Annotated in this window: 18 protein-coding genes, 2 tRNA genes, 2 rRNA genes and 4 pseudogenes (1 of these 26 only partly in view); 21 read left to right on the top strand and 5 right to left on the bottom strand. The window is 61.5% G+C overall.

Annotated features, from left to right (window positions below):
* The 6 genes from QNO18_RS02470 to QNO18_RS02445 all read left to right on the top strand — a co-directional run.
* Positions 1-2118 (top strand): 23S ribosomal RNA (locus QNO18_RS02470); it begins 791 nt to the left of the window's first position.
* A gap of 125 nt (positions 2119-2243) precedes the next feature.
* Positions 2244-2358, top strand: a 5S ribosomal RNA gene (gene rrf, locus QNO18_RS02465).
* 67 nt (positions 2359-2425) lie between these two features.
* Positions 2426-2502, top strand: a tRNA-Met gene (locus QNO18_RS02460).
* Between the two features lie 272 nt (positions 2503-2774).
* A complete protein-coding gene (locus QNO18_RS02455; RefSeq protein ID WP_283176386.1) occupies positions 2775-3092 on the top strand; it encodes a transposase in 318 nt (105 codons plus the stop codon).
* On the top strand, positions 3089-3910 hold the full coding sequence (locus tag QNO18_RS02450) for an IS3 family transposase (protein WP_283176385.1): 822 nt from the start codon (positions 3089-3091) through the stop codon (positions 3908-3910). Before QNO18_RS02455 ends, QNO18_RS02450 begins: the two co-directional genes overlap by 4 nt.
* Before the next feature lie 132 nt (positions 3911-4042).
* Positions 4043-4966, top strand: coding sequence for a serine hydrolase (locus QNO18_RS02445; RefSeq protein WP_283176384.1), 924 nt, complete (start codon positions 4043-4045; stop codon positions 4964-4966).
* Positions 4967-5019: 53 nt separating this feature from the next.
* Here the strand turns inward: QNO18_RS02445 and QNO18_RS02440 are convergent, their stop codons facing one another.
* Complete coding sequence (locus tag QNO18_RS02440; protein ID WP_283176383.1) at positions 5020-5247, bottom strand: hypothetical protein; 228 nt, start codon at positions 5245-5247, stop codon at positions 5020-5022.
* Between the two features lie 58 nt (positions 5248-5305).
* On the opposite strand from QNO18_RS02440, the pseudogene QNO18_RS02435 reads away from it, so the two are divergent.
* A pseudogene (locus QNO18_RS02435) lies at positions 5306-5484 on the top strand (transposase); the annotation flags it as partial.
* A 250-nt stretch (positions 5485-5734) separates the two neighbouring features.
* Positions 5735-6038: pseudogene (locus QNO18_RS02430) on the top strand (transposase); the annotation flags it as partial.
* A 58-nt stretch (positions 6039-6096) separates the two neighbouring features.
* On the opposite strand, the gene QNO18_RS02425 reads toward QNO18_RS02430, so the two are convergent.
* Positions 6097-6270, bottom strand: a complete 174-nt coding sequence (locus QNO18_RS02425) for an SH3 domain-containing protein (protein WP_349293878.1) — start codon at positions 6268-6270, stop codon at positions 6097-6099.
* A 118-nt stretch (positions 6271-6388) separates the two neighbouring features.
* Here QNO18_RS02425 and QNO18_RS02420 point away from each other — a divergent pair, with 118 nt between their 5' ends.
* The 3 genes from QNO18_RS02420 to QNO18_RS02410 all read left to right on the top strand — a co-directional run bounded on the left by QNO18_RS02420 (position 6389) and on the right by QNO18_RS02410 (position 9167).
* Complete coding sequence (locus QNO18_RS02420; RefSeq protein ID WP_283176382.1) at positions 6389-6892, top strand: hypothetical protein; 504 nt, start codon at positions 6389-6391, stop codon at positions 6890-6892.
* A gap of 251 nt (positions 6893-7143) precedes the next feature.
* Positions 7144-8082, top strand: coding sequence for a LysR family transcriptional regulator (locus QNO18_RS02415; RefSeq protein ID WP_349293877.1), 939 nt, complete (start codon positions 7144-7146; stop codon positions 8080-8082).
* 212 nt (positions 8083-8294) lie between these two features.
* Positions 8295-9167 carry a DUF481 domain-containing protein gene (locus tag QNO18_RS02410; protein ID WP_283176381.1) on the top strand — a complete coding sequence of 291 codons (873 nt, stop codon included), beginning with the start codon at positions 8295-8297 and terminating at the stop codon, positions 9165-9167.
* A gap of 662 nt (positions 9168-9829) precedes the next feature.
* Here the strand turns inward: QNO18_RS02410 and QNO18_RS02405 are convergent.
* Entirely contained in the window at positions 9830-11341 is a 1512-nt protein-coding gene (locus QNO18_RS02405) for a PAS domain-containing protein (RefSeq protein WP_283176380.1), read from the bottom strand.
* An 85-nt stretch (positions 11342-11426) separates the two neighbouring features.
* Positions 11427-12815 carry a sensor histidine kinase RegB gene (gene regB / locus QNO18_RS02400; RefSeq protein ID WP_283176379.1) on the bottom strand — a complete coding sequence of 463 codons (1389 nt, stop codon included), beginning with the start codon at positions 12813-12815 and terminating at the stop codon, positions 11427-11429.
* A 125-nt stretch (positions 12816-12940) separates the two neighbouring features.
* Between regB and QNO18_RS02395 the strand changes: the two genes are divergently transcribed.
* The 3 genes from QNO18_RS02395 to QNO18_RS02385 all read left to right on the top strand — a co-directional run bounded on the left by QNO18_RS02395 (position 12941) and on the right by QNO18_RS02385 (position 14601).
* Positions 12941-13564: an SCO family protein gene (locus QNO18_RS02395; RefSeq protein ID WP_283176378.1), complete on the top strand. Its 624-nt coding sequence runs from the start codon at positions 12941-12943 to the stop codon at positions 13562-13564.
* Positions 13565-13661: 97 nt separating this feature from the next.
* Positions 13662-14216 (top strand): ActR/PrrA/RegA family redox response regulator transcription factor, encoded by a 555-nt coding sequence (locus tag QNO18_RS02390; RefSeq protein WP_283176377.1) that lies wholly within the window; start codon positions 13662-13664, stop codon positions 14214-14216.
* A 67-nt stretch (positions 14217-14283) separates the two neighbouring features.
* Entirely contained in the window at positions 14284-14601 is a 318-nt protein-coding gene (locus QNO18_RS02385; protein ID WP_092899913.1) for an H-NS histone family protein, read from the top strand.
* A 105-nt stretch (positions 14602-14706) separates the two neighbouring features.
* Here QNO18_RS02385 and QNO18_RS02380 read toward each other — a convergent pair.
* A pseudogene (locus tag QNO18_RS02380) lies at positions 14707-15572 on the bottom strand (N-formylglutamate amidohydrolase).
* 273 nt (positions 15573-15845) lie between these two features.
* Here QNO18_RS02380 and QNO18_RS02375 point away from each other — a divergent pair.
* The 7 genes and pseudogenes from QNO18_RS02375 to QNO18_RS02345 all read left to right on the top strand — a co-directional run bounded on the left by QNO18_RS02375 (position 15846) and on the right by QNO18_RS02345 (position 20132).
* Positions 15846-15920 (top strand) — tRNA-Val (locus QNO18_RS02375).
* A 77-nt stretch (positions 15921-15997) separates the two neighbouring features.
* Complete coding sequence (ykgO, locus tag QNO18_RS02370; protein ID WP_198837904.1) at positions 15998-16123, top strand: type B 50S ribosomal protein L36; 126 nt, start codon at positions 15998-16000, stop codon at positions 16121-16123.
* A 161-nt stretch (positions 16124-16284) separates the two neighbouring features.
* The gene (locus QNO18_RS02365; protein WP_283176376.1) at positions 16285-16587 is read left to right on the top strand and encodes a hypothetical protein; all 303 of its coding nucleotides are present in this window, start codon (positions 16285-16287) and stop codon (positions 16585-16587) included.
* Positions 16584-17237 (top strand): glutathione S-transferase family protein, encoded by a 654-nt coding sequence (locus tag QNO18_RS02360; protein WP_283176375.1) that lies wholly within the window; start codon positions 16584-16586, stop codon positions 17235-17237. Before QNO18_RS02365 ends, QNO18_RS02360 begins: the two co-directional genes overlap by 4 nt.
* Before the next feature lie 193 nt (positions 17238-17430).
* Positions 17431-17996 (top strand): annotated as a pseudogene (petA, locus tag QNO18_RS02355) (ubiquinol-cytochrome c reductase iron-sulfur subunit).
* A 10-nt stretch (positions 17997-18006) separates the two neighbouring features.
* Positions 18007-19320, top strand: a complete 1314-nt coding sequence (gene petB, locus QNO18_RS02350; protein ID WP_092899905.1) for a cytochrome b — start codon at positions 18007-18009, stop codon at positions 19318-19320.
* Positions 19321-19340: 20 nt separating this feature from the next.
* Positions 19341-20132, top strand: coding sequence for a cytochrome c1 (locus tag QNO18_RS02345; protein ID WP_249497383.1), 792 nt, complete (start codon positions 19341-19343; stop codon positions 20130-20132).
* Positions 20133-20136: the final 4 nt, after the last annotated feature.

Below are 20136 nucleotides of genomic sequence, written 5' to 3'. Positions count from 1 at the left end.
AAGGTAACACTTACTGGAGGTCCGAACCAACACCCGTTGAAAAGGGTCTGGATGACTTGTGGCTAGGGGTGAAAGGCTAATCAAACCTGGAGATAGCTGGTTCTCCGCGAAAGCTATTTAGGTAGCGCCTCGGACGAATACCATCGGGGGTAGAGCACTGGATGGGCAATGGGGTCCCACAGACTTACTGAGCCTAACCAAACTCCGAATACCGATGAGTAATATCCGGGAGACACACGGCGGGTGCTAACGTCCGTCGTGAAGAGGGAAACAACCCTGACCTGCAGCTAAGGCCCCTAATTCATGGCTAAGTGGGAAAGCATGTGGGACGGCCAAAACAACCAGGAGGTTGGCTTAGAAGCAGCCATCCTTTAAAGATAGCGTAACAGCTCACTGGTCTAGATAAGCTGTCCTGCGGCGAAGATGTATCGGGGCTCAAGCCATGAGCCGAAGCTCGGGATGCACAGCGATGTGCGTGGTAGCGGAGCGTTCTGTGATATAGAACGCTGTCTCTTGTTGATCCTTTATCCTCGGATAATGGGGACCAACGCAGAGACACTGTTCTTTCTGTGAAGCCGGGCTGTAAGGCATCCGGTGGAGAGATCAGAAGTGAGAATGTTGACATGAGTAGCGACAAAGAGGGTGAGAGACCCTCTCGCCGAAAGTCCAAGGGTTCCTGCTTAAAGCTAATCTGAGCAGGGTAAGCCGGCCCCTAAGGCGAGGCCGAAAGGCGTAGTCGATGGGAACACGGTTAATATTCCGTGGCCAGGAGGATGTGACGGATCTCGAAGATTGTCTTCCCTTATCGGATTGGGAAGGCCGTTCAGAGGTTCCTGGAAATAGCCCTCCATCAGACCGTACCCTAAACCGACACAGGTGGACAGGTAGAGTATACCAAGGCGCTTGAGAGAACCACGTTTAAGGAACTCGGCAAAATGCTCCCGTAAGTTCGCGAGAAGGGAGCCCCGTCTGTACGCAAGTATGGGCGGGGGGCACAATCCAGGGGGTGGCGACTGTTTACTTAAAACACAGGGCTCTGCGAAGTCGTAAGACGACGTATAGGGTCTGACGCCTGCCCGGTGCCGGAAGGTTAAAAGGAGGGGTGCAAGCTCTGAATTGAAGCCCCGGTAAACGGCGGCCGTAACTATAACGGTCCTAAGGTAGCGAAATTCCTTGTCGGGTAAGTTCCGACCTGCACGAATGGCGTAACGATCTCCCCGCTGTCTCAAACGTGGACTCAGCGAAATTGAACTGTGTGTCAAGATGCACACTACCCGCGGTTAGACGGAAAGACCCCATGAACCTTTACTCTAGCTTTGCATTGGCATCAGGAATGTGATGTGCAGGATAGGTGGTAGGCATTGAAACTTGGACGCCAGTCTGAGTGGAGCCATCCTTGAGATACCACCCTTCGCCTTCTTGATGTCTAACCGCGGTCCGTTATCCGGATCCGGGACCCTGCATGGTGGGGAGTTTGACTGGGGCGGTCGCCTCCCAAATCGTAACGGAGGCGCGCGAAGGTTGGCTCAGACCGGTCGGAAATCGGTCGTTGAGTGCAATGGCAGAAGCCAGCCTGACTGCGAGACTGACAAGTCGAGCAGAGACGAAAGTCGGCCATAGTGATCCGGTGGTCCCAAGTGGGAGGGCCATCGCTCAACGGATAAAAGGTACTCTGGGGATAACAGGCTGATGATGCCCAAGAGTCCATATCGACGGCATCGTTTGGCACCTCGATGTCGGCTCATCTCATCCTGGGGCCGGAGCAGGTCCCAAGGGTACGGCTGTTCGCCGTTTAAAGAGGTACGTGAGCTGGGTTTAGAACGTCGTGAGACAGTTCGGTCCCTATCTGCCGTGGGTGCAGGAGGCTTGAGAAGAGTTGACCCTAGTACGAGAGGACCGGGTTGAACGAACCACTGGTGGACCTGTTATCGTGCCAACGGTAGTGCAGGGTAGCTATGTTCGGACAGGATAAACGCTGAAGGCATCTAAGCGTGAAGCCCCCTTCAAAACTAGGCCTCCCTTGAGGGCCGTGGTAGACCACCACGTCGATAGGCCAGAGGTGTAAGTGCGGTAACGCATTCAGCTGACTGGTACTAATTGCCCGATTGGCTTGATTTGATCCGGTAAAAGCAAGGCATAAACCTTCGCTAACCGACAGACAGCCATATACAAGCACCAAAAGTCGTACAGACCTGAACAATACATCGATGTTCGCGGATCAAATCCGCAAGTCTCTGTTCCGGTTTGGTGGTCATAGTGGTGGCTAAACACCCGATCCCATCCCGAACTCGGCCGTTAAGGGCCTCTACGCCAATGGTACTGCGTCTCAAGACGTGGGAGAGTAGGTAACCGCCAAACCTGATCAGAGACTTCTCTCTCCAATACGATACAAATCCCCTCATACTAACCCCGAGGGGATAACGGCCGCGGGGTGGAGCAGCCAGGTAGCTCGTCAGGCTCATAACCTGAAGGTCACAGGTTCAAATCCTGTCCCCGCAACCAGTTCTGTCATAAATCAATCGAAATCCAAGTGTGATCAGACGCTTAGGCCGCCACAAGGCGGCCTTTTCTGTTTTGGGATAGGTGGAATATCGGTCGTTCCGGGCCGAAGCCGCTCACATTGCGCTACGCGGGAGCGCGTGCGCCCGTAAGTATGAGCTTCTCGCACGCGTGATAGGCTGCACCGGCCCTGAGCAGTCGGTCGGCCTCGTTCAGTGTGTTTCGGTGTAACGCCCCACTGAACTTCTGCTCATGCTATAAGGAGACAGGTAGCAATGAGTGTGAGTATGGAAGACGGCGTCAAACGGTGGACCGCGAAGCGCAAGACAGCGCTGGTGATCGAGATCATTCAAGGCAAGACGACCGTTGCGGAGGCGAGCCGGTCGTCTGATCTGTCGCCCTCGGAGATCGAGGGTTGGGTCGATGACGCGAAGCGCGGGATGGAGAATTCTCTGCGGGCGAACCCGCTCGACATCCGGGAGCAATACGAGAAGCAGCTGAAGGACCTGCAGGAGGCCTATGGCGAGGCGATGCTGGAGCTGCGTGCGCGAAAAAAGTTCCAGGCCCTGCTGGATGCTCAGGACGAGAAATGATCCGCAGCATTCACCGGGGCCTGCTCGCGGAAGGGTTTGCCGTGCCGCTGACGAAACTCTGCGCCTGGTTTGGCGTCCCGCGGCGCACGGTCTACTATCTGCCGACGAAGGGGGCGCCGAAGATCGCAGCGCGCTTCGCCGAACCGATCAAAGCGATGATCGAGAGCAATCCGTCCTTCGGCTACCGCACGGTCGCCTGGCTGCTGGGGTTCAACAAGAACACGGTTCAGCGGATCTTCCGGCTCAAGGGCTGGCAGGTCCGCAAGCGGGTTCTGGGCATGCGACCGCGGATCGAAGCGATCCCTTCGGTGGCCGCCGCGCCGAACGAGCGGTGGTCGACCGACATGTGCCGGGTCTGGGCCGGGCGCGACGGCTGGACTACCCTTGCCCTCGTCATCGACTGCCACACACGCGAACTGCTCGGCTGGCACCTGTCCCGATCCGGCAAGGCCACGACGGCCGCCAGTGCGCTGGAGCATGCGCTGATCACCCGGTTCGGCACCCTCGGCCGGGTGCCAGAGCCATTCCTGCTGCGGTCGGACAATGGTCTGGTCTTCACCAGTCGCAAGTTCACGGGTTTGGTGCGCGGCTACGGGCTGAAGCAGGAGTTCATCACTCCGCATTGCCCGCAACAAAATGGCATGGTCGAGCGCGTGATCCGGACGCTGAAGGAGCAATGCGTCCATCGCCAGCGCTTCGACAGCATCCAGCACGCCGCCCGCGCGATCGGTGAATGGATCGGCTTCTACAACCATCAGCGCCCGCATCAGGCGCTGAAGATGAAAACGCCAGCACAGGCATTCGCCTTAGCGGCTTAACTTGAGCAGAAACTGATGGGTCATTACATCGGCGTGCAAAATTGACCCCTAATGCGGGGTATCGGCGTCCAATTTTGCCCCCCCTTAGGTTCTGTCAGACCGTTCGTTGCGAGGCAGCGAACGGAGGGGGGGATGAAGCGGGTGGATACGATCGCGCGAGAGCGGCGGGCCTTCTACGTTCAGGGCTGGTCGATGAAGAAGATCGTGCGAGAACTGCACGTGTCACGGAACACAGTGCGCAAGATCCTGCGGACGGATGAGACGGACTTCAGTTACGAGCGTGAGCGTCAGCCGATGCCGCGGATTGGTCCCTGGCAGGGGCAGCTCGAACAGTTTCTGTCGTCCAATGCGAACAAGCCCGCGCGGGAACGGCTGACGTTGATCCGCATCTTCGAGGAACTGCGTGGGTTCGGATACCAGGGTGGCTATGATGCCGTGCGCCGGTTCGCCAGGAACTGGTCGCAGAACCGGGGGGCGGTGACGGCAGAAGCCTATGTGCCGCTCTACTATGCACCGGGCGAGGCTTATGGCTTCTTCGAGCCGGCGGAAGGTCCCTATCATCGGGCTGGCGTATCGGACGGCATGGACCTCTCCGACCTGACGCTGGACGAGAATGTCCGGCGCGTCGGTTCGGTCCCGCTGCTGTTCGCCCCCGGCACGGCATGGCACTATTCGCTCTCGACCGATGTGCTCGGAGCCGTGATCGAAGGCGCTGCCGGTCTTCCACTCCCCGAAGCGGTGCGCACCTTCGTGACCGATCCGCTCGGGTTGACCGACACGGGCTTTGCTGTCGCCGATCCCACGCGGCTGGCCGCTGCCTATACGAGCGAGCCCGGCGGTGCGCGCCGCATGTATCAGCCGTCAATGAAGCCGCGGATGGACGAACTGGAACGGCAGAAGGCGGACATCATCACCCGCATGGCCGAAGCGCCCGCAGATATGCCGGATGTTCACCCGAACGTGGCCGCAAACTACAGCCGGAATGTCGTGCGCTTCGCCGAAGCATTGAATGATCCGGACGGCGGTCGCGAGGCTGCCGAAGCCTCACCTCGCTGATCGGCGGGATCATCGTCATACCCGGCGAGAAGCGGGGCGAGGTTCATGCCGAGCTACGCGGCGAACTGATGGGTATCCTGGGCATCGCTGCCGCCCAGCCGGAACAGGGGCGAACAGGACTTATGACGCCAGTGGCCGCAGGTCCCCGCAACCAAATCAACTTGCACACCGCCCGCCCAAAAGGCGGGCTTTCTGCGTTCCAAAGCAATCGTCAGAATGCCTGCCAGATCACCCCGTACTTCGATCTGAAGCTCGCCGCTCACGGGGTCTGGCGTCAGCACGATCTCCTGCGGCTAATCCAGTTTGTCGTACGCTCTGGCCCAACCGAGAGGACCGGAGATGAAGCGCGGCAGGTTCACCGAAGGTCAGATCAACTGTATTTTGAAAGAGCATGAGGCTGGGGTGTCCGTCGCCGATCTATGCCGCAAGAATGGCGTCAGCGGTGCCACCGTTTACAAGGCAAGGCCAGGTCTGGCGGTATGGATGTCAGCGAGGCAAAGCGGCTGAAGCGGCTAGAGGTGGAGGAGGATCAGGAAACGATCCGGGGGATCGTTTCCCCGATGACACTGCACGTGCGCCGCCTTGGCGGGAGTAAGCCGGCCATCCGCACGCGGGCACCGATGACGCTGCCGGTCATGCCGAACCAGCGCTGGTTGTTGGACCCTCGCAATGGTTACTCGAACCAGTTGCGCTCCATGGCTCGACATCCGATCAACTAACGGATGGTAGTCGCTTCCGGATCATGACCGTGGTGGATGACTGCGCGCGGGAAAGCCGGCCCAGAATGCCCTCATTGAGAGCTTCAACGGAATCCTGCGCGACGAGTTGTTGAACGAGACCCAGTTCCGCCCCTGCACCATGCCCGCGCAACCCTGGCCGCCTGGTGCACGGACGATAACGCTGAACGGCCCCACTCCCTTCTCGACTGGCAGACCCTAGCCGAGTTTGCCCAAACCTTTGCCCTGCAACGGGGTTTGGCGCTGCGCAACCTGCAAGGCACTGCACCAGCCCACGTTGCTCAACTCACCCGAATGGGCAGAACTCAAGCCCGGAGCTCGCTCACGCCGGATAAAAGTCAGAGGCACCGTCACGGTCAGAGTATAACCGTTGGCCTCAGAACGGGCGAGAGATCACAGTTTCCGCAGGTAGGATGCCGACACGTAGCCCTTAAGCGCGCGGGCTTGCTTAAGTGAGACCTTGCACCAGCGCGTGCTGCCGCTTTGCTCGCAGCTGTGAACCCTGACCAATGTGCCATTCGGAAGTCCGAGGATGATGGTGTAGCCAATGCCGGGTCCGGACCGCATTTTCAGCATATCTTCGGCCTCAACCCCGACAACCTCATACTCTCCGGCAACACCGGCCTGTACCGGTGACATGAGGGTGATGGCGAAAAACACGGAGGTTGCCATCAGAAAGATAGTATTGCGCATCTGTTTCTCCTGCGCTGGTTTCGGCCCGCTTGTGGTGGCGGGCCCTGCCTCGACAGGCTTCGACGGCCTCACCCAGAAGCAGCGCGTCCTGAGCCACAGTGACGATAGCGGTGTCGCCCTTATAGCGGATCCCGAATCTTCGCTTCGGATAGGGAGCGATCTGGGCCAGCCTCTCGGCCGTTGCCGATACGCCAAGCGCCAGCAGGACCTCGATCACCTCAAGCTGAAACTCGGGCGTGGCAGTCAGAAAGCGCACCCGCGCCTGCTTAACGCCCCGCAGCTGAATGCTGAGGTAACGGATGTCATCATCGTCCAGCCGGATAAAGCTCTGCTCGTCCTGAGGCACTGTATTGCTCGCCTTCTTGTTGAGCGGCACGGGTATCACGATCGGCACGCGAGCGCCATGCCGGGGTTGCCGCTATCGGCGACGATCAGCACCGCCCACAGTCGGGAGGGGCAAGGGCAAGCGAAATTTACACGAACAATGCCGATCTAATAATGCGTGCGGGGACTGCGCCATCCCGGAAACATGTCAGGCTATAGGTGCACGGAGGATTGACGTCATCAGGATCGAAGCGGCGATACTCCATCTTCGACGCCTCGAAAACGCCGGGCGCCAGTCCTGCGCACCGATAAGGGAGGGACCAGGGTGGGCGCTCGACCGGTGAGGGGCGTCGCGCCGGTCGTTTGCCTTCCGGGCGAGATCCCGCATGGAAGCGCCCTTGCCGGCAGGCTGTCCGTTGACTTCTGACTTCTGGCGGGGCGAGTGGGTCTCGTCTCAGTGCGGAGGATCAGGCCATAGAACTGCAACTTGTCCGAACCTTTATGGAGACGGCGGAAACCGGATCCTTTGCCGCAGCCTCGGAGCGGCTTTTTGTCACGCAATCGGCGGTCAGTCTCCGGATCCAGCGGCTCGAAGAGCAGCTGGGCCGCCCGCTTTTCACCCGATCCAAAGACGGGGTGGCGCTGACAGCGGCAGGTCGTGAGTTTCGTGGCTTTGCCATTGCAATCCTGCGCAACTGGGAACAGGCCCGGCTGCGGGTCTCGGCATCTGGTGACGAAGGCCTGCGCCTGGTGATCGGCTCAGAGCCCTCGCTCTGGCCGCGCCTCGGATTTGGCTGGCTGGATCTGTTGCGCGCCCGCCTGCCCGATCTTGCTTTGCGGGCTGAGATGGCGCGGGCGGAAACGCTGACGCATAACCTGTTGCAAGGCGGGATCGATGTCGCCCTGTCCTATTCCGTCGCGAACCGGCCCGGGATCCATGCAGAGCAGCTGCTTGATGACCAGCTGGTGCTGGTCTCGTCGCGCCAGGGGCTGACCGTCGCGGATCTGGGCGAAAATTATGCGCTGGTGGATTGGGGACCCGAGTTCATGCGCTTTCACGAAGAGGCGCTCCCCTCGCTGCATGGCACACGTCTGCAACTGGCCTTCGGCTCGCTGGCCGCGCTGTTTATCCAGACCCGCCCCTTTGCAGCCTATCTTCCCGCCCGGCATGCAAAGCGCTTTCTCGACCTGGCGCAGCTGCATCCGGTCGCGAATGCGCCGGTTTTCCAGCTTCCGGTCTGGTCTTTGTGGCGCGATGACCTCGGCGAGAAGCTGCTCGCTGTTGCAAAGGAAACACTGCTGGAAGCCGCCAGCCAGGCGTCAGACACCAATGCCGAAGTGCTTGCGTTGCGCGAAACATGAACACAGTTCATTGCATCTGCCTGAGATAAAACAAGAAAAATCCTTTCATCAGCCCCGTGCAGTGCCATTTCGCCAGAAAAGATCTGGTTCCACGAGTAATTCTCGGGGATGGCTCAAGTTTCGTGAAGGTTCCGAATCCCGGCAAAACAACCAATTCCTTCTCATCAACCGCCCCTGAGTTGGGACGGACGTAACCCGTGAAAGGAATTGCCATGAAACCGCTCTATCTGACTTCAGCCATCCTGGCGCTCGGACTGACGGCGCCTGCCTTCGCACAGACTGACATTGTCGGGATTTCATCGATTGATGACCAGATCGAGGATGTTGAGCGCGATGTCGCCCGGGATATGGCCCGCGCCGAGGACAATGCCCGTTTCGGCAGCCCGGATTTCCGTCAGGGCTTTTCGGGCTCGGCCTCGATCGGCTATTCCGGCAAGACCGGCAACAATGAATCGCAGGACCTGACCATCGGTCTGCGTGTTCGCCACGGCGCCGGAGCCTTCAGCCAGACCATCGGCGCAGTGATCGATTATTCCGAGGCCGACAACAAATCGACCAAGCGTGATGTCTTCGGTATCTATGACGCGACCTATTCCTTTGATGACCGCTTCTACGGTTTCGTGCTGGGTCGGGTTGTGTCGGACGGTCTCGCCGACCGGCTGACGGATGAACAGCGCGCCGATGCGATCAGCGATACCGAACAGCTGCGTGGCCAGACGCAACAGGACGCCTTCCTCGGCGTGGGTCCGGGCTACCGCATCATCAACGAGACGGATATGGCCTGGCGCGTGCAGGCTGGTGTCGGTGTCAGCTATCTGAAGAATGGTCTGGGGGAGTCGACCACCGAGACCGGCTACATCGCGTCGTCGCGCTTCTACTACAAGATCAACGATAACGTATTCTTCACCAATGACACCGACGTGCTGAATTCGGACTCCGCGCTGCGGGCGAACAACGATCTCGGCGTCAACTTCAAGGTGACTGACGCGATCTCGACCCGGGTCAGCTACCTGACCGAATACAATGACAGCCGGGCAATCCGCACGGATAACAAACTCGGCCTGTCGCTGGTCTTCGGTTTCTGAGCCCACTGACAGGAATGGGAGGGGGATCCTCTCCCTGGCGGCGGCCTGTAACAAGGCCGCCGCTGCCTTGTTCGCGCGGCGGTGACGCAATCGCGAATATGTGCCCGGGCTTACCTGGCCTCGCCGCCACCCGCCATGCATCATCGGCCCAGGCAACAGACTCACTAACCATTGCAGCCGGAGGAGCAAGGTTGCGGCGAGAGGGATCTCCGCCCGTGGCTGCCGGGGATCGCAGGACGCCTCATATGACAGATGGTTTCGGGTTTATAGCGCCTCTGTTGTCCAGACGAGGTGGGGTTTTGCCGGGGCAGATCGTGAAACGTCGCATGATGCCCAGGTAAACGGGCCGAACCGCGCGAAACCTCCGTGTACGGGCCGGATCAGGCGACGGCGCAGGTCGGCGGCTTTTCCGTTGATGCGTCTTGTGATTCGCCGCGGCAGGGAGGCGCAAAAATCAGACTGCCGATCGTGAAGTGGCGCGAAGTCCCGCAGGCTGTGGTGCCGCAAGACCGGCCCGGGGCGCCACGGGGACGGCTCAGGCAATCAGCATAGCGCGGGAGCCACCGGTCCCCCCGTGGCGGCGGGCTCTGACAGGCGGAATGTGACAAGCGTTGCGCCATGCGGCATTGGTGCGACGCGGCAGGAAAAGGCGCGGCCGTCAGTCATGCGCAGATCGCCGTCCCAGGCCTCCCGGGTGCCGAACAGGCCGATGAACTCTTCAAGATCATTCCACAGGAGCGTCGGGGCGGTTTTTTCGCGCCAGAAGTGGATCGCCTTGCCGCCATTGCTGTTATCCGGCCCTTCCAGCGGGCTTTGCCCCAGAGCCGGGTCGCCGCCGCATTTGCCATTGCAACCGATCCATCCTGGGCGAAGACCACGACGGCATCCGGCAACCCGTCGATCACCGCCTGGCCGAGTTCCAGATCTGCACGGTAGCGGCGGGTGCGGGTCATTTCGGTCGAGATATCTTCCAGCATGAAGGCAAGTGCACCATTGGGATGCGGCCGCCCGGTGACCCGCCAGGTGCGGCCCGATGGCAGGGCCCAGGTTTCCTCGAACAGGCCTTCAGCAGCGGCTTTCTCCATCTCGGCCATCTGGCGCCGCCAGGAGCGGTAATCCTTCGGCTCCGGCAGCATCGAGCGTTCGCGCAATGCGTCGAGCAGCGCCGGCAGGCTTGGGCGTGCGATCAGGAATTCCACCGGCAGCCCGGTCAGATCCAGCATCGCGGGGTTGAACATCTGCAAAACCCGCGACTTGTCGAAAATCGCGAGGCCAATCGGCAGCTGCGCAAAGGTCTTGGCCAGGGTCTGGGTAAAGTCACGCAGGCTGTTTTCCGCCGCGACCAGCCCGTCGGCGGGCAGGGCATAACACAGACGCCCTGCATTGCTGCCCCGCCCGGGCAGGGGGCGCGACAGGACATCATACCAATGGACCGTTTGGCCCAGCGTCAGCGAGGCGCGGGTCGCATTGGGTAATCCCCGTGATTTTGCGGCTAGGGCGCTGGTTTTGGCAGATCCGGCTTCAGGGTCATCCGGTTTGCGCGGAAAGATCGCGGGCAGCGGCCAGGCGAGTTCTTTGCCGGGTTCCAGCCGCTCGGCCGCCGCTGCGAGATAGGGGCCATTGGCCCAGATCACCTCGCCATCTGCCGTTTCGCGCCAGATCGGCAGCGGCGCGCGCGCAAGCGTGTCATGCAGCCCGGCCAGCTCATCGCGCAGCGCAAGTTCCGCCAGGCCGTCCGAGCCGGGCCGGGCGGCCTCGCCCTCGCCATCCACCAGGGTCAGCCGTGTCAGCCCGCCCAGATATTCGGCGCGCAGCACCATCGGCGGGGTGACATCCTCGCGCGAGCAGAGCACGAAACGTCCCTCACGCTGCAACCCTTCCAGCCGCGTCCAGAGCCCGGGGAACATCGGCTCGAGCCGCGAGAGAGCCCGGAACCAGGGGCCGCCGGATTCGACCCCGGTCGCCATCAGCGCGCGGGCCGGAGGGGTGGCATCGACCAGCGCCTCTCCATCGAAAATGAACACGGTTTCAGGCAGGACGGATCCGAAGACCGAGGATGCTGCCGGGCTGCGCGACTGCACCGCCGCCATGACGAGAAGACAGGCGAGTGCAATCAGGGCCGCAGTGATCACCAGCCCGCTTGCGAATATCCAGTCCGCTTCCATACCTGGCATGCAATCAGCCCACTGCTTCACGTTCCGGTGAAGAGGTTAATGTGCGATGCGTTAATTGCGGGTTAATGCTTAAACAGCGCCGCTGTCAGATCTCGATCTGCGCATTGGCGGCGCCCGGCGCGATGTCTGAGGCGAGGAGATCCGCCTTTCGCCAGCGGACCCCGACCAGCGCGCCTGACCGCTCCTGGCGGTCCGTGTCGGGCAGGAACGGATCATGGGCATTGGTGAAGGTCAGACTTGCGCCGGTGCGCTCGAGCAGCGTTTTGGCGATGAACAGGCCAAGACCCATGCCCTCATATTCCGGGCGCCGGCTCAGATCCTGTTCGTTGCGGCGCGACCGCACGAAGGGGTCGCCGATCCGGTTGATCACATTGGGCGGATAGCCAGGCCCGTCATCGACGATGCGCAGCGCGATATGGTCACCGCTCCAGTCATACTGGATCCAGACATGGCCTGCCGCGAAATCGACTGCGTTCTGGATCAGGTTGCGCAACCCGTGGATAGTTTCGGGGCTGCGGCGCACCATCGGTTCGCGCAGGGCGCTGCTGGCGGGGCCGGGTTCGAACACCAGCTCTTTGCCGCGGTTCATATGCGGCTCTGCGGCCTCGCGCAGCAGGGTCGAAAGCGGCGCCTGGCGCAGCTGGAGATCGTCTTTGCCGGCCCGCCCCATGCCATGCAGAATGTCGCGGCAGCGGTCGGCCTGTTCGCGGATCAGCCGCGCATCGGCCAGCAGCTCCGGCTGATCCGACAGCTCGTCCATCAGCTCGGCCGAGACCAGTTTGATCGTTGCGAGCGGCGTCCCGAGCTCATGCGCCGCCGCTGCGACTACGCCGCCAAGATCGGTCAGCTTCTGTTCGCGCGCGAGCGCCATCTGGGTTGCGAGCAGCGCATCCGAGAGCGCCCGGCTCTCGCGCGCGACGCGGCGGGCATAGACGCCGAGAAAGACGATGCCGACCACGATGGCCGCCCAGAAGCCAAAGGTGAAAAGCCGCGGGATGGTCAGCGTGATGCCACCCGCAAGGGTGATCGGGATATTCACCACCGCCAGGCCCGAGACCATCGCAATCGAAGCCGTGCCCAGGATCATTGTCGGGCCGATCCCGAGCACCGAGGCTGAAATGGTGACCGGCGCGATGAACAGAAGCGCGAAAGGATTGGTCAGCCCGCCGGTGACAAAGACCAGAAACCCAAGCTGGCAGAGATCAAACAGCAGCGACAGGAGCGCGCCGGTTTCGCTCAGTCTGCGGTTGCCGGGAAAGATGAAGGTCACGATCAGATTGACGATGACCGAGGCCCCGATGGCGAGCAGGCAAAGCCCCAGCGGCAGCGCGATCCCGAACCACAGATCGGCGAGGGAGATGGCCGCAAGCTGACCGCAGATCGCCAGCCAGCGGATGAGGATCAGCGTCCTGAGCCAGACGCGGTCTGCCGCACCTGTTCCGGCGACAAAACCAAAGCCCGCGATTTGTCGCATTGTGAATGCGCCTTTACTCGTATCGTTATGCCTTGTTACGGCCCGCGCTCCAGGGGATCAATGGGGCAACTGGACAGCGCAGGAGGCTCCGCGGGGCGTTCCTGGTGACAAAAGCGGAGAAGGCGATGAACAGGATTTACGCAATCGGAGCGGCGGGGCTGCTGGCCGCGCTGATAGGGGGGACGGCGGGCTATCTGTTCTTTGCCGGCCAAAGCAATGCCGATCCGCTGGCGCAATGTCGTGAAGGGAATGTCGGCGGAGCAGATATTGGCGGGCCGTTTACGCTTCTCGACAAAACCGGCACTGAGGTGACCGATAAAGAGGTGATCACCCGGCCGACACTGGTTTATTTCGGCTATACATTCTGCCCCGATGTCTGCCCCTTCGATATGTCGCGAAATGCCGAGGCCCTGGATTTGCTGAAGGACGCGGGTCGCGATGTCAGGCTGGTTTTCGTCACGGTCGATCCCAAGCGGGATACACCTCAGGTTGTGGGCGATTACGCAGAAGCCTTCAGCGAAACGGCGATTGGTCTGACGGGCACTCCGGAACAGATTGACGCTGCGGCAAAGGCGTATCGCGTCTATTATAACCTCCAGCCGGCCACCGATGATTTCTATATGGTTGACCATTCGGCCTTCACCTATCTGATGCTGCCCGGTATCGGTTTTGCCGATTTTTACCGCCGCGATGCGACGCCCGAACAGATCGCCAAAGGGGTCGGATGTATGCTGGATGTAACGGGCTGAATTGACCCCGGCCGTCCAGGACCGTAAATTCTGCCAGACCGGGGAAGCCTCTCCGGGTCTGGCATTCGGGTCAGGCACCCGTCAGGAGAGATAGCGAATGTCCGGAGATCTGCATGCCGAGCTGGGGCCGGATCGGACCCTTTTGCTGGTCGATGATGACGAGCTTTTCGTCAAACGCCTTGCCAGGGCAATGGAAAAGCGTGGCTTCCAGCCCGAGACGGCAGAAAGCGTGGCGGTGGGCCGGCAGATCGCCCAGACCCGCCCGCCGGCCTATGCGGTGGTTGATCTGCGGCTTGAGGATGGCAATGGGCTCGATGTGGTGGAGACGCTGCGTGAAAAGCGGCCCGATTGCCGGATCGTGGTGCTGACCGGATATGGTGCGATTGCGACGGCGGTTGCGGCGGTGAAAATCGGCGCGCTGGACTACCTGTCGAAACCGGCTGATGCGGATGATGTCACAAATGCGCTTCTGGCCAAAGGCGAGGCTTTGCCGCCGCCGCCGGAAAATCCGATGTCGGCGGACCGGGTTCGCTGGGAACATATCCAGCGCGTTTACGAAATGTGTGACCGTAATGTTTCCGAAACGGCACGCAGGCTGAACATGCATCGCCGTACTTTGCAGCGGATTCTTGCAAAACGCAGCCCACGCTGAAGGCTTTAATTGCGGCCCGCATTTATTTGCAATAGGGAAGGCTCATGATGAGTATCAGGAGCACTGAATGGAACTCGATCTCAATTCCCTTGATCTGAAAGATCTGAAATCGCTGCAGGCGAAAGTCGGCAAAGCCATTTCGACTTTTGAGGATCGTCGCAAGAAAGAAGCGCTGGCAAAGCTGGACGAAACCGCGCGCGAGCTCGGTTTTGCGTCGCTGGCGGAACTGACCGGGACGGCGGCTCCGCGCAAGCGGGCGCTGGTTGGCGCCAAATATGCCAATCCGGCCAATCCGGCGGACACCTGGTCCGGTCGTGGCCGCAAGCCGCGCTGGTATGCCGAGGCGCTGGCTTCGGGCAAAAGCGAATCTGACCTGCTGATCTGAGCCGGACTTCCGGCGCTTGTATTGCCCGTTCAGCGACGGGCAGCGCGACAGGTATGGCGGGCGGGAGAGGACTGAGCCCTTCTCTGCCCGCTGCACCCCGCGCGCTTATTCCGCCGCGAGCGGGGGCCGGCTGCCGGTCATCAGCCCGGCGGCGTGGATATCGGCCCCGGTCACCTCGGCAATGACCCCGGTGATCAGCTGGCGAAACCCTTCGAACCCCCCATGCGGCTCGATTCGTGCTTCATCCATGTAAAGCTGGCGGTCGATCTCGATCTGGACGGCGTGAACATTGCGCGAGGGCCGGCCATAGGCCTGGGTGATATAGGCGCCGGCAAAGGGCATATTGCGGCTGACGCGCAGACCGGCCGCTTCGAAAGCGCCGGCGATCTGATCGACCACATCCCGGCCCGCACTGGCGCCGAAGCGATCCCCAGAACGATTTGTGGCCCGGGCTGGCCACCCCGCGATTGCAGATCTGCCGCCTCATGTGGCATCGAGTGGCAGTCAAACAGCACCGCCTTGCCAAATGTCTCGCGGGTTTCTTCGATCAGCCCGCGCAGCGCATCATGCCAGGGATGCCAGAAGCTTTGCAGTCGCGCTTCCGCCTCAGGGCGGGCCATTTTGCCGCGATAGATGTGCCGCCCGCCTGCGACCACGCGGGGAATCACCCCGAGCCCCGAAGAGATGCGCGGATTATGTGCCGGTCGCTCCACCCCTTCGATCACCGCCGGGTCCAGCTCATCCGGGCCCCGGTTAAGATCGACAAAGGCGCGCGGTGCCCTGGCGGCAAGCAGGGGCGCACCAAGCGCGGGGGCGGCGCCGAACAGCTGATCGATGAACGCATCCTCGGAAGAGCGGATGGCATGGCTGTCCAGCGCGCTGCCCTGCAGAAAATCCGGCGGATAGGCGCGCCCGGAATGCGGCGAGGAAAAAACGACCGGGCAGGTCTGTTGCCCGGGCCGGTGCAGCATATACGCGTCGGAGGAGGTGATTCCTTGCAAAATGGCCTCGGTACAAGCAGGGACGGGCTGGCGCGGCAGAAGTCCCGGCTGAAAATCAGGGCGGGATTTCCTCTTCCTGGCGGTATCCTGCGATATAACGTCATAATTCTTCGTTCCGAAACCCCTTGCGGCCAGGATATGGGTTGAGTATAGACCCCTCCACGCCGACGCGGTCAGCCGCGCCTTAATGGTTTTGCCTTGATGGCCAGATCCGAGAAGCGCGGGCAGAGTGTAGGTCAGAGTGGGCGGTTAGCTCAGCGGTAGAGCACTACGTTGACATCGTAGTGGCCACTGGTTCGATCCCAGTACCGCCCACCATTTCATCGCTTTTGGGGTCATACCCGGGGCACGGGTTAATCAGGCGCGTGATGCGCCGCGAAGGACAGGAGACAGCCATGAAGGTTGCCAATTCGCTCCGCTCGCTGAAGACGCGTCACCGCGATTGCCAGGTCGTGCGCCGCAAGGGCCGGGTCTATGTGATCAATAAGACGCAGCGTCGCTACAAAGCCCGCCAGGGCTGAGTGCAGCTACCAGCTGACGGATACAGGGCCGCTTCGGGAAACCGGAGCGGCCTTTTCCATTTCCGGCGCATCTGACTGCCGCTGCGGTTGACACTGCGAATCGCCCGCACCAGTCTGGCCGGTGATGATACCCGGCACCTGTCCCTCTGGTGGAGATTGCCATGCCCCTGCCTTTTGTTCCGCTGGCGTTGCGAATCGGTCTGGCCGCTGTGGCGGGCTATGGCTTTGTGAGATGGGTGACCCCAAGGGCCGGCGAGGGGCGGCGCGATCAGCGCGCCGAGGATGCGCTGGATGATCTTGGCGAAGGTCTCTTGCTGCACAAAACGGCGAGCGGCGCTGCTCCGGAGGCGCGGCAGCAAAATGCCAGCCTGCGGCTGAAGCGGATCATCGGCTTTCGCGGCCGGGAATGGGAAATCGACGCAGGCCTTATCGCGAGGCTGCGGTTCAGGGAGCGACGGCAGTGACTGACGGAAAAGCGGGGCCCGAAGGCAAAACGGGCGCGGGGCTTCAGCTTTATGGCGGGCCGACCTCGCCCTATGTGCGCAAGGTGCAGGTCATGGCGATCGAGGCCGGGCTGGGGCCGATTGCGATGATCCAGGCGTCAGCCACTCCGGTAGATTCGGGCTTGCCGGCGGTGGCGGCGGTCAACCCGCTGGGTAAGGTGCCGGCACTGGTGACGCCTTCGGGCGAGGCGCTGTTTGACAGCCGTGTGATCACGCGCTGGCTCGATGCTTATGCCGGAAGTGGCTTCTACCCGGAGGGCGAAGCGCTCTGGCCGGTGCTGACGCTGGAGGCGCTGGCCGATGGCGTTCTCGATGCCGCGCTGCTGATGGTCTATGAGGCGCGGCTGCGCCCCGACGAAAACCGTTTTACCCCCTGGATCGAAGGGCAATGGGCCAAAATCGCCAGGGCTCTGGATCTGGTCGAGGCTGCGCGCCTTTCGGATCTGCAGGGCGTGCTGACGGCGGGGCAGATCGCGCTTGGCGTGGCCCTTGGCTATGTCGATTTCCGCCTTGGCGCGCGGGACTGGCGGGCCGGACGACCCGGGCTCGCGGCCTGGGAGGCCGGATTTGCGGCACGTCCGTCGATGCTGGAAACCGTCCCGAAGGGATAGCTGCGGGCCACAGCGCCTGCGGCATGTTCGCATCAATCGCCTTTATCCTTGAATTTGATGGCGATTGCGTCGGATTGTTCGCTGGACGATCTATCACGGCTTGTTTACAACCGCGCCCGTCAGGGCAGCCGGGAATCCGTCTGCCCCCGCACAAATATCTGGCCGCGCGCGGCCATGCCAGGGAGAGGAACTCGTGTCCCAAGCAGATGATCACGCAGGCAGCCGCCGCGACTTCCTGTATTACGCCACTGCCGGCGCCGGAGCAGTTGCGGCCGGAGCCGCCGCTTGGCCGCTCGTCAACCAGATGAACCCCTCGGCCGATACGCGTGCGCTCGCCTCGATCTACGTCGATGTGACGAATGTGGCCGTTGGCTCGCAGCTGACGGTGAAATGGCGCGGTAAGCCCGTTTTCATTCGTCGTCGCACCGCCGAAGAAATCGAAGCGGCCCGCGCCGTTTCCGGCGATGATGCTTCGCTCATTGACCGCAATTCCGAGAACAAGAACAAGCCGGGCACCGATGCCTCGGACCAGAACCGCTCGCTGGACGAAGCCGGCGAATGGCTGGTGATGATGGGCGTCTGCACCCATCTGGGCTGTGTGCCTCTGGGCAATGGCGCCGGTGAATTCGGTGGCTGGTTCTGCCCGTGCCACGGGTCTCACTATGATACGGCTGGCCGTATCCGCAAAGGTCCGGCCCCCGGAACCTCGAAGTGCCGGTGGCTCAGTTCACCGACGAAACCACGATCCTGCTGGGCTGAGGAACGCAACATGGCCGGTATTCCGCACGACCATTACGAACCGAAGACCGCCCCCGAGAAGTGGCTGCACAAGCGGCTGCCGATCGTTGGCCTGGTCTATGACACGCTGATGGTGCCTACCCCGAAAAACCTGAACTGGATGTGGATCTGGGGCATTGTCCTCGCATTCTGTCTGGCGCTGCAGATTGTGACCGGCATCATCCTTGCGATGCATTACACGCCGCATGTCAGCCTCGCCTTCTCATCGGTCGAGCGCATCATGCGCGACGTGAATGGCGGGCATATGATCCGCTATCTGCACGCGAACGGCGCCTCGCTGTTCTTCTTCGCCGTCTATCTGCACATCTTCCGCGGCCTCTATTACGGCAGCTACAAAGCTCCGCGCGAAGTGACCTGGATCATCGGGATGCTGATCTATCTCATGATGATGGGCACGGCATTCATGGGCTATGTTCTGCCCTGGGGCCAGATGTCCTTCTGGGGCGCCACCGTGATCACCGGCCTCTTCGGCGCGATCCCGGGCATCGGCGAGCCGATCCAGACGCTGCTTCTTGGCGGCCCGGCGGTCGACAACCCGACGCTGAACCGCTTCTTCTCGCTGCATTACCTGCTGCCCTTCGTGATTGCAGGCCTCGTGATCCTTCACATTTGGGCCTTCCACCACACCGGCAACAACAACCCCACGGGTGTTGAGGTCCGCCGCGACAGCAAGGCCAATGCCGAGAAAGACACGGTTCCGTTCTGGCCCTATTACGTCATCAAGGACCTTTTCGCGCTGGCCGTGATCCTGGTGGTGTTCTTCGCGATTGTCGGCTTCATGCCGAACTTCCTTGGCCACCCCGACAACTATGTCGAGGCCAACCCGCTCTCCACGCCTGCCCATATCGTGCCGGAATGGTACTTCCTGCCCTTCTACGCGATCCTGCGGGCTTTCACCGCCGATGTCTGGATCGTGATTGCGGCGGAATGGGTGACCTTCGGCATCGTCGACGCCAAATTCTTCGGCGTGCTCGCGATGTTCGGCGCGATCGCGGTCATGGCGATTGTTCCCTGGCTCGACACCTCCTCGGTGCGTTCGGGGCGCTATCGTCCGATGTTCAAATGGTGGTTCGCGCTGCTGGCCGTCGACTTCGTGGTGCTGATGTGGGCCGGTGCTATGCCCGCAGAAGAACCCTATGCCACGATCTCGCTGATCGGTGCGGCCTATTGGTTCGCCTATTTCCTCGTGATCCTGCCGCTGCTTGGCATCATCGAAAAGCCGCTGCCGCAACCGGCGACGATCGAGGAAGACTTCAAATCCCACTACCCGCACGCGGCTGAGTGAAGAAAAGGATCTGACGCAAAATGTTCCGCAAGATCATTCTTTCTGCAGCCACCTCGCTCGCCCTGACGGGCGCAGCGCTGGCAGCTGGCGATGCCGGCCATATCGAGGATGTGGACTTCTCGTTTGAAGGCCCGTTCGGCACCTATGACCAGTTGCAGCTGCAGCGCGGTCTCCAGGTCTTCACCGAAGTCTGCTCGGCCTGCCACGGGGCGAAATTCGTCCCGATCCGCAGCCTCGCGGATGACGGCGGCCCGCATCTGCCGGCCGATCAGGTCCGCGCCTATGCGGCCGGTCTCGAAGAGATCGACCTGCCCGATGGCACCACCCGTCCGCGCGAATGGACCGACAACTTCCCCGCGCGTTCGGGCGAAGGTATGGGGCCGGATCTCTCGCTGATGGCCAAGGCCCGCGCGGGGTTCCACGGGCCGGAAGGCACCGGGATCAACCAGCTGCTGCGCGGCATCGGCGGCCCGGAATATATCCATGCGATCCTCACCGGCTATACCGGCGAGACCAAGGAAGAAGCCGGCACCACTTTCTACGAAAACCACGCCTTCCCCGGCGGCTGGATCGCCATGCCGCCGCCGCTGACCGAAGATCAGATCACTTTTGAAGATGGCAGCCCCGCAAGCATCGACGCGATGTCGATGGATGTTTCGGCCTATCTGATGTGGTCGGCAGAGCCCAAGATGATGGACCGCAAGAAAGCGGGCTTCGTCGCTGTGACTTTCCTGATCCTTCTGTCGGTGCTCCTCTATCTGACCAACAAGAAGATCTGGGCGCGGGTTAAAGGCAAGGAATTCACGGCCTGAGATC

This window comes from Gemmobacter sp. 24YEA27, assembly GCF_030052995.1.
Taxonomy (GTDB): domain Bacteria; phylum Pseudomonadota; class Alphaproteobacteria; order Rhodobacterales; family Rhodobacteraceae; genus Pseudogemmobacter.
The sequence above is the reverse complement of the archived record's forward strand: the minus strand, read 5'-3'. Positions and strand labels throughout refer to the sequence as shown.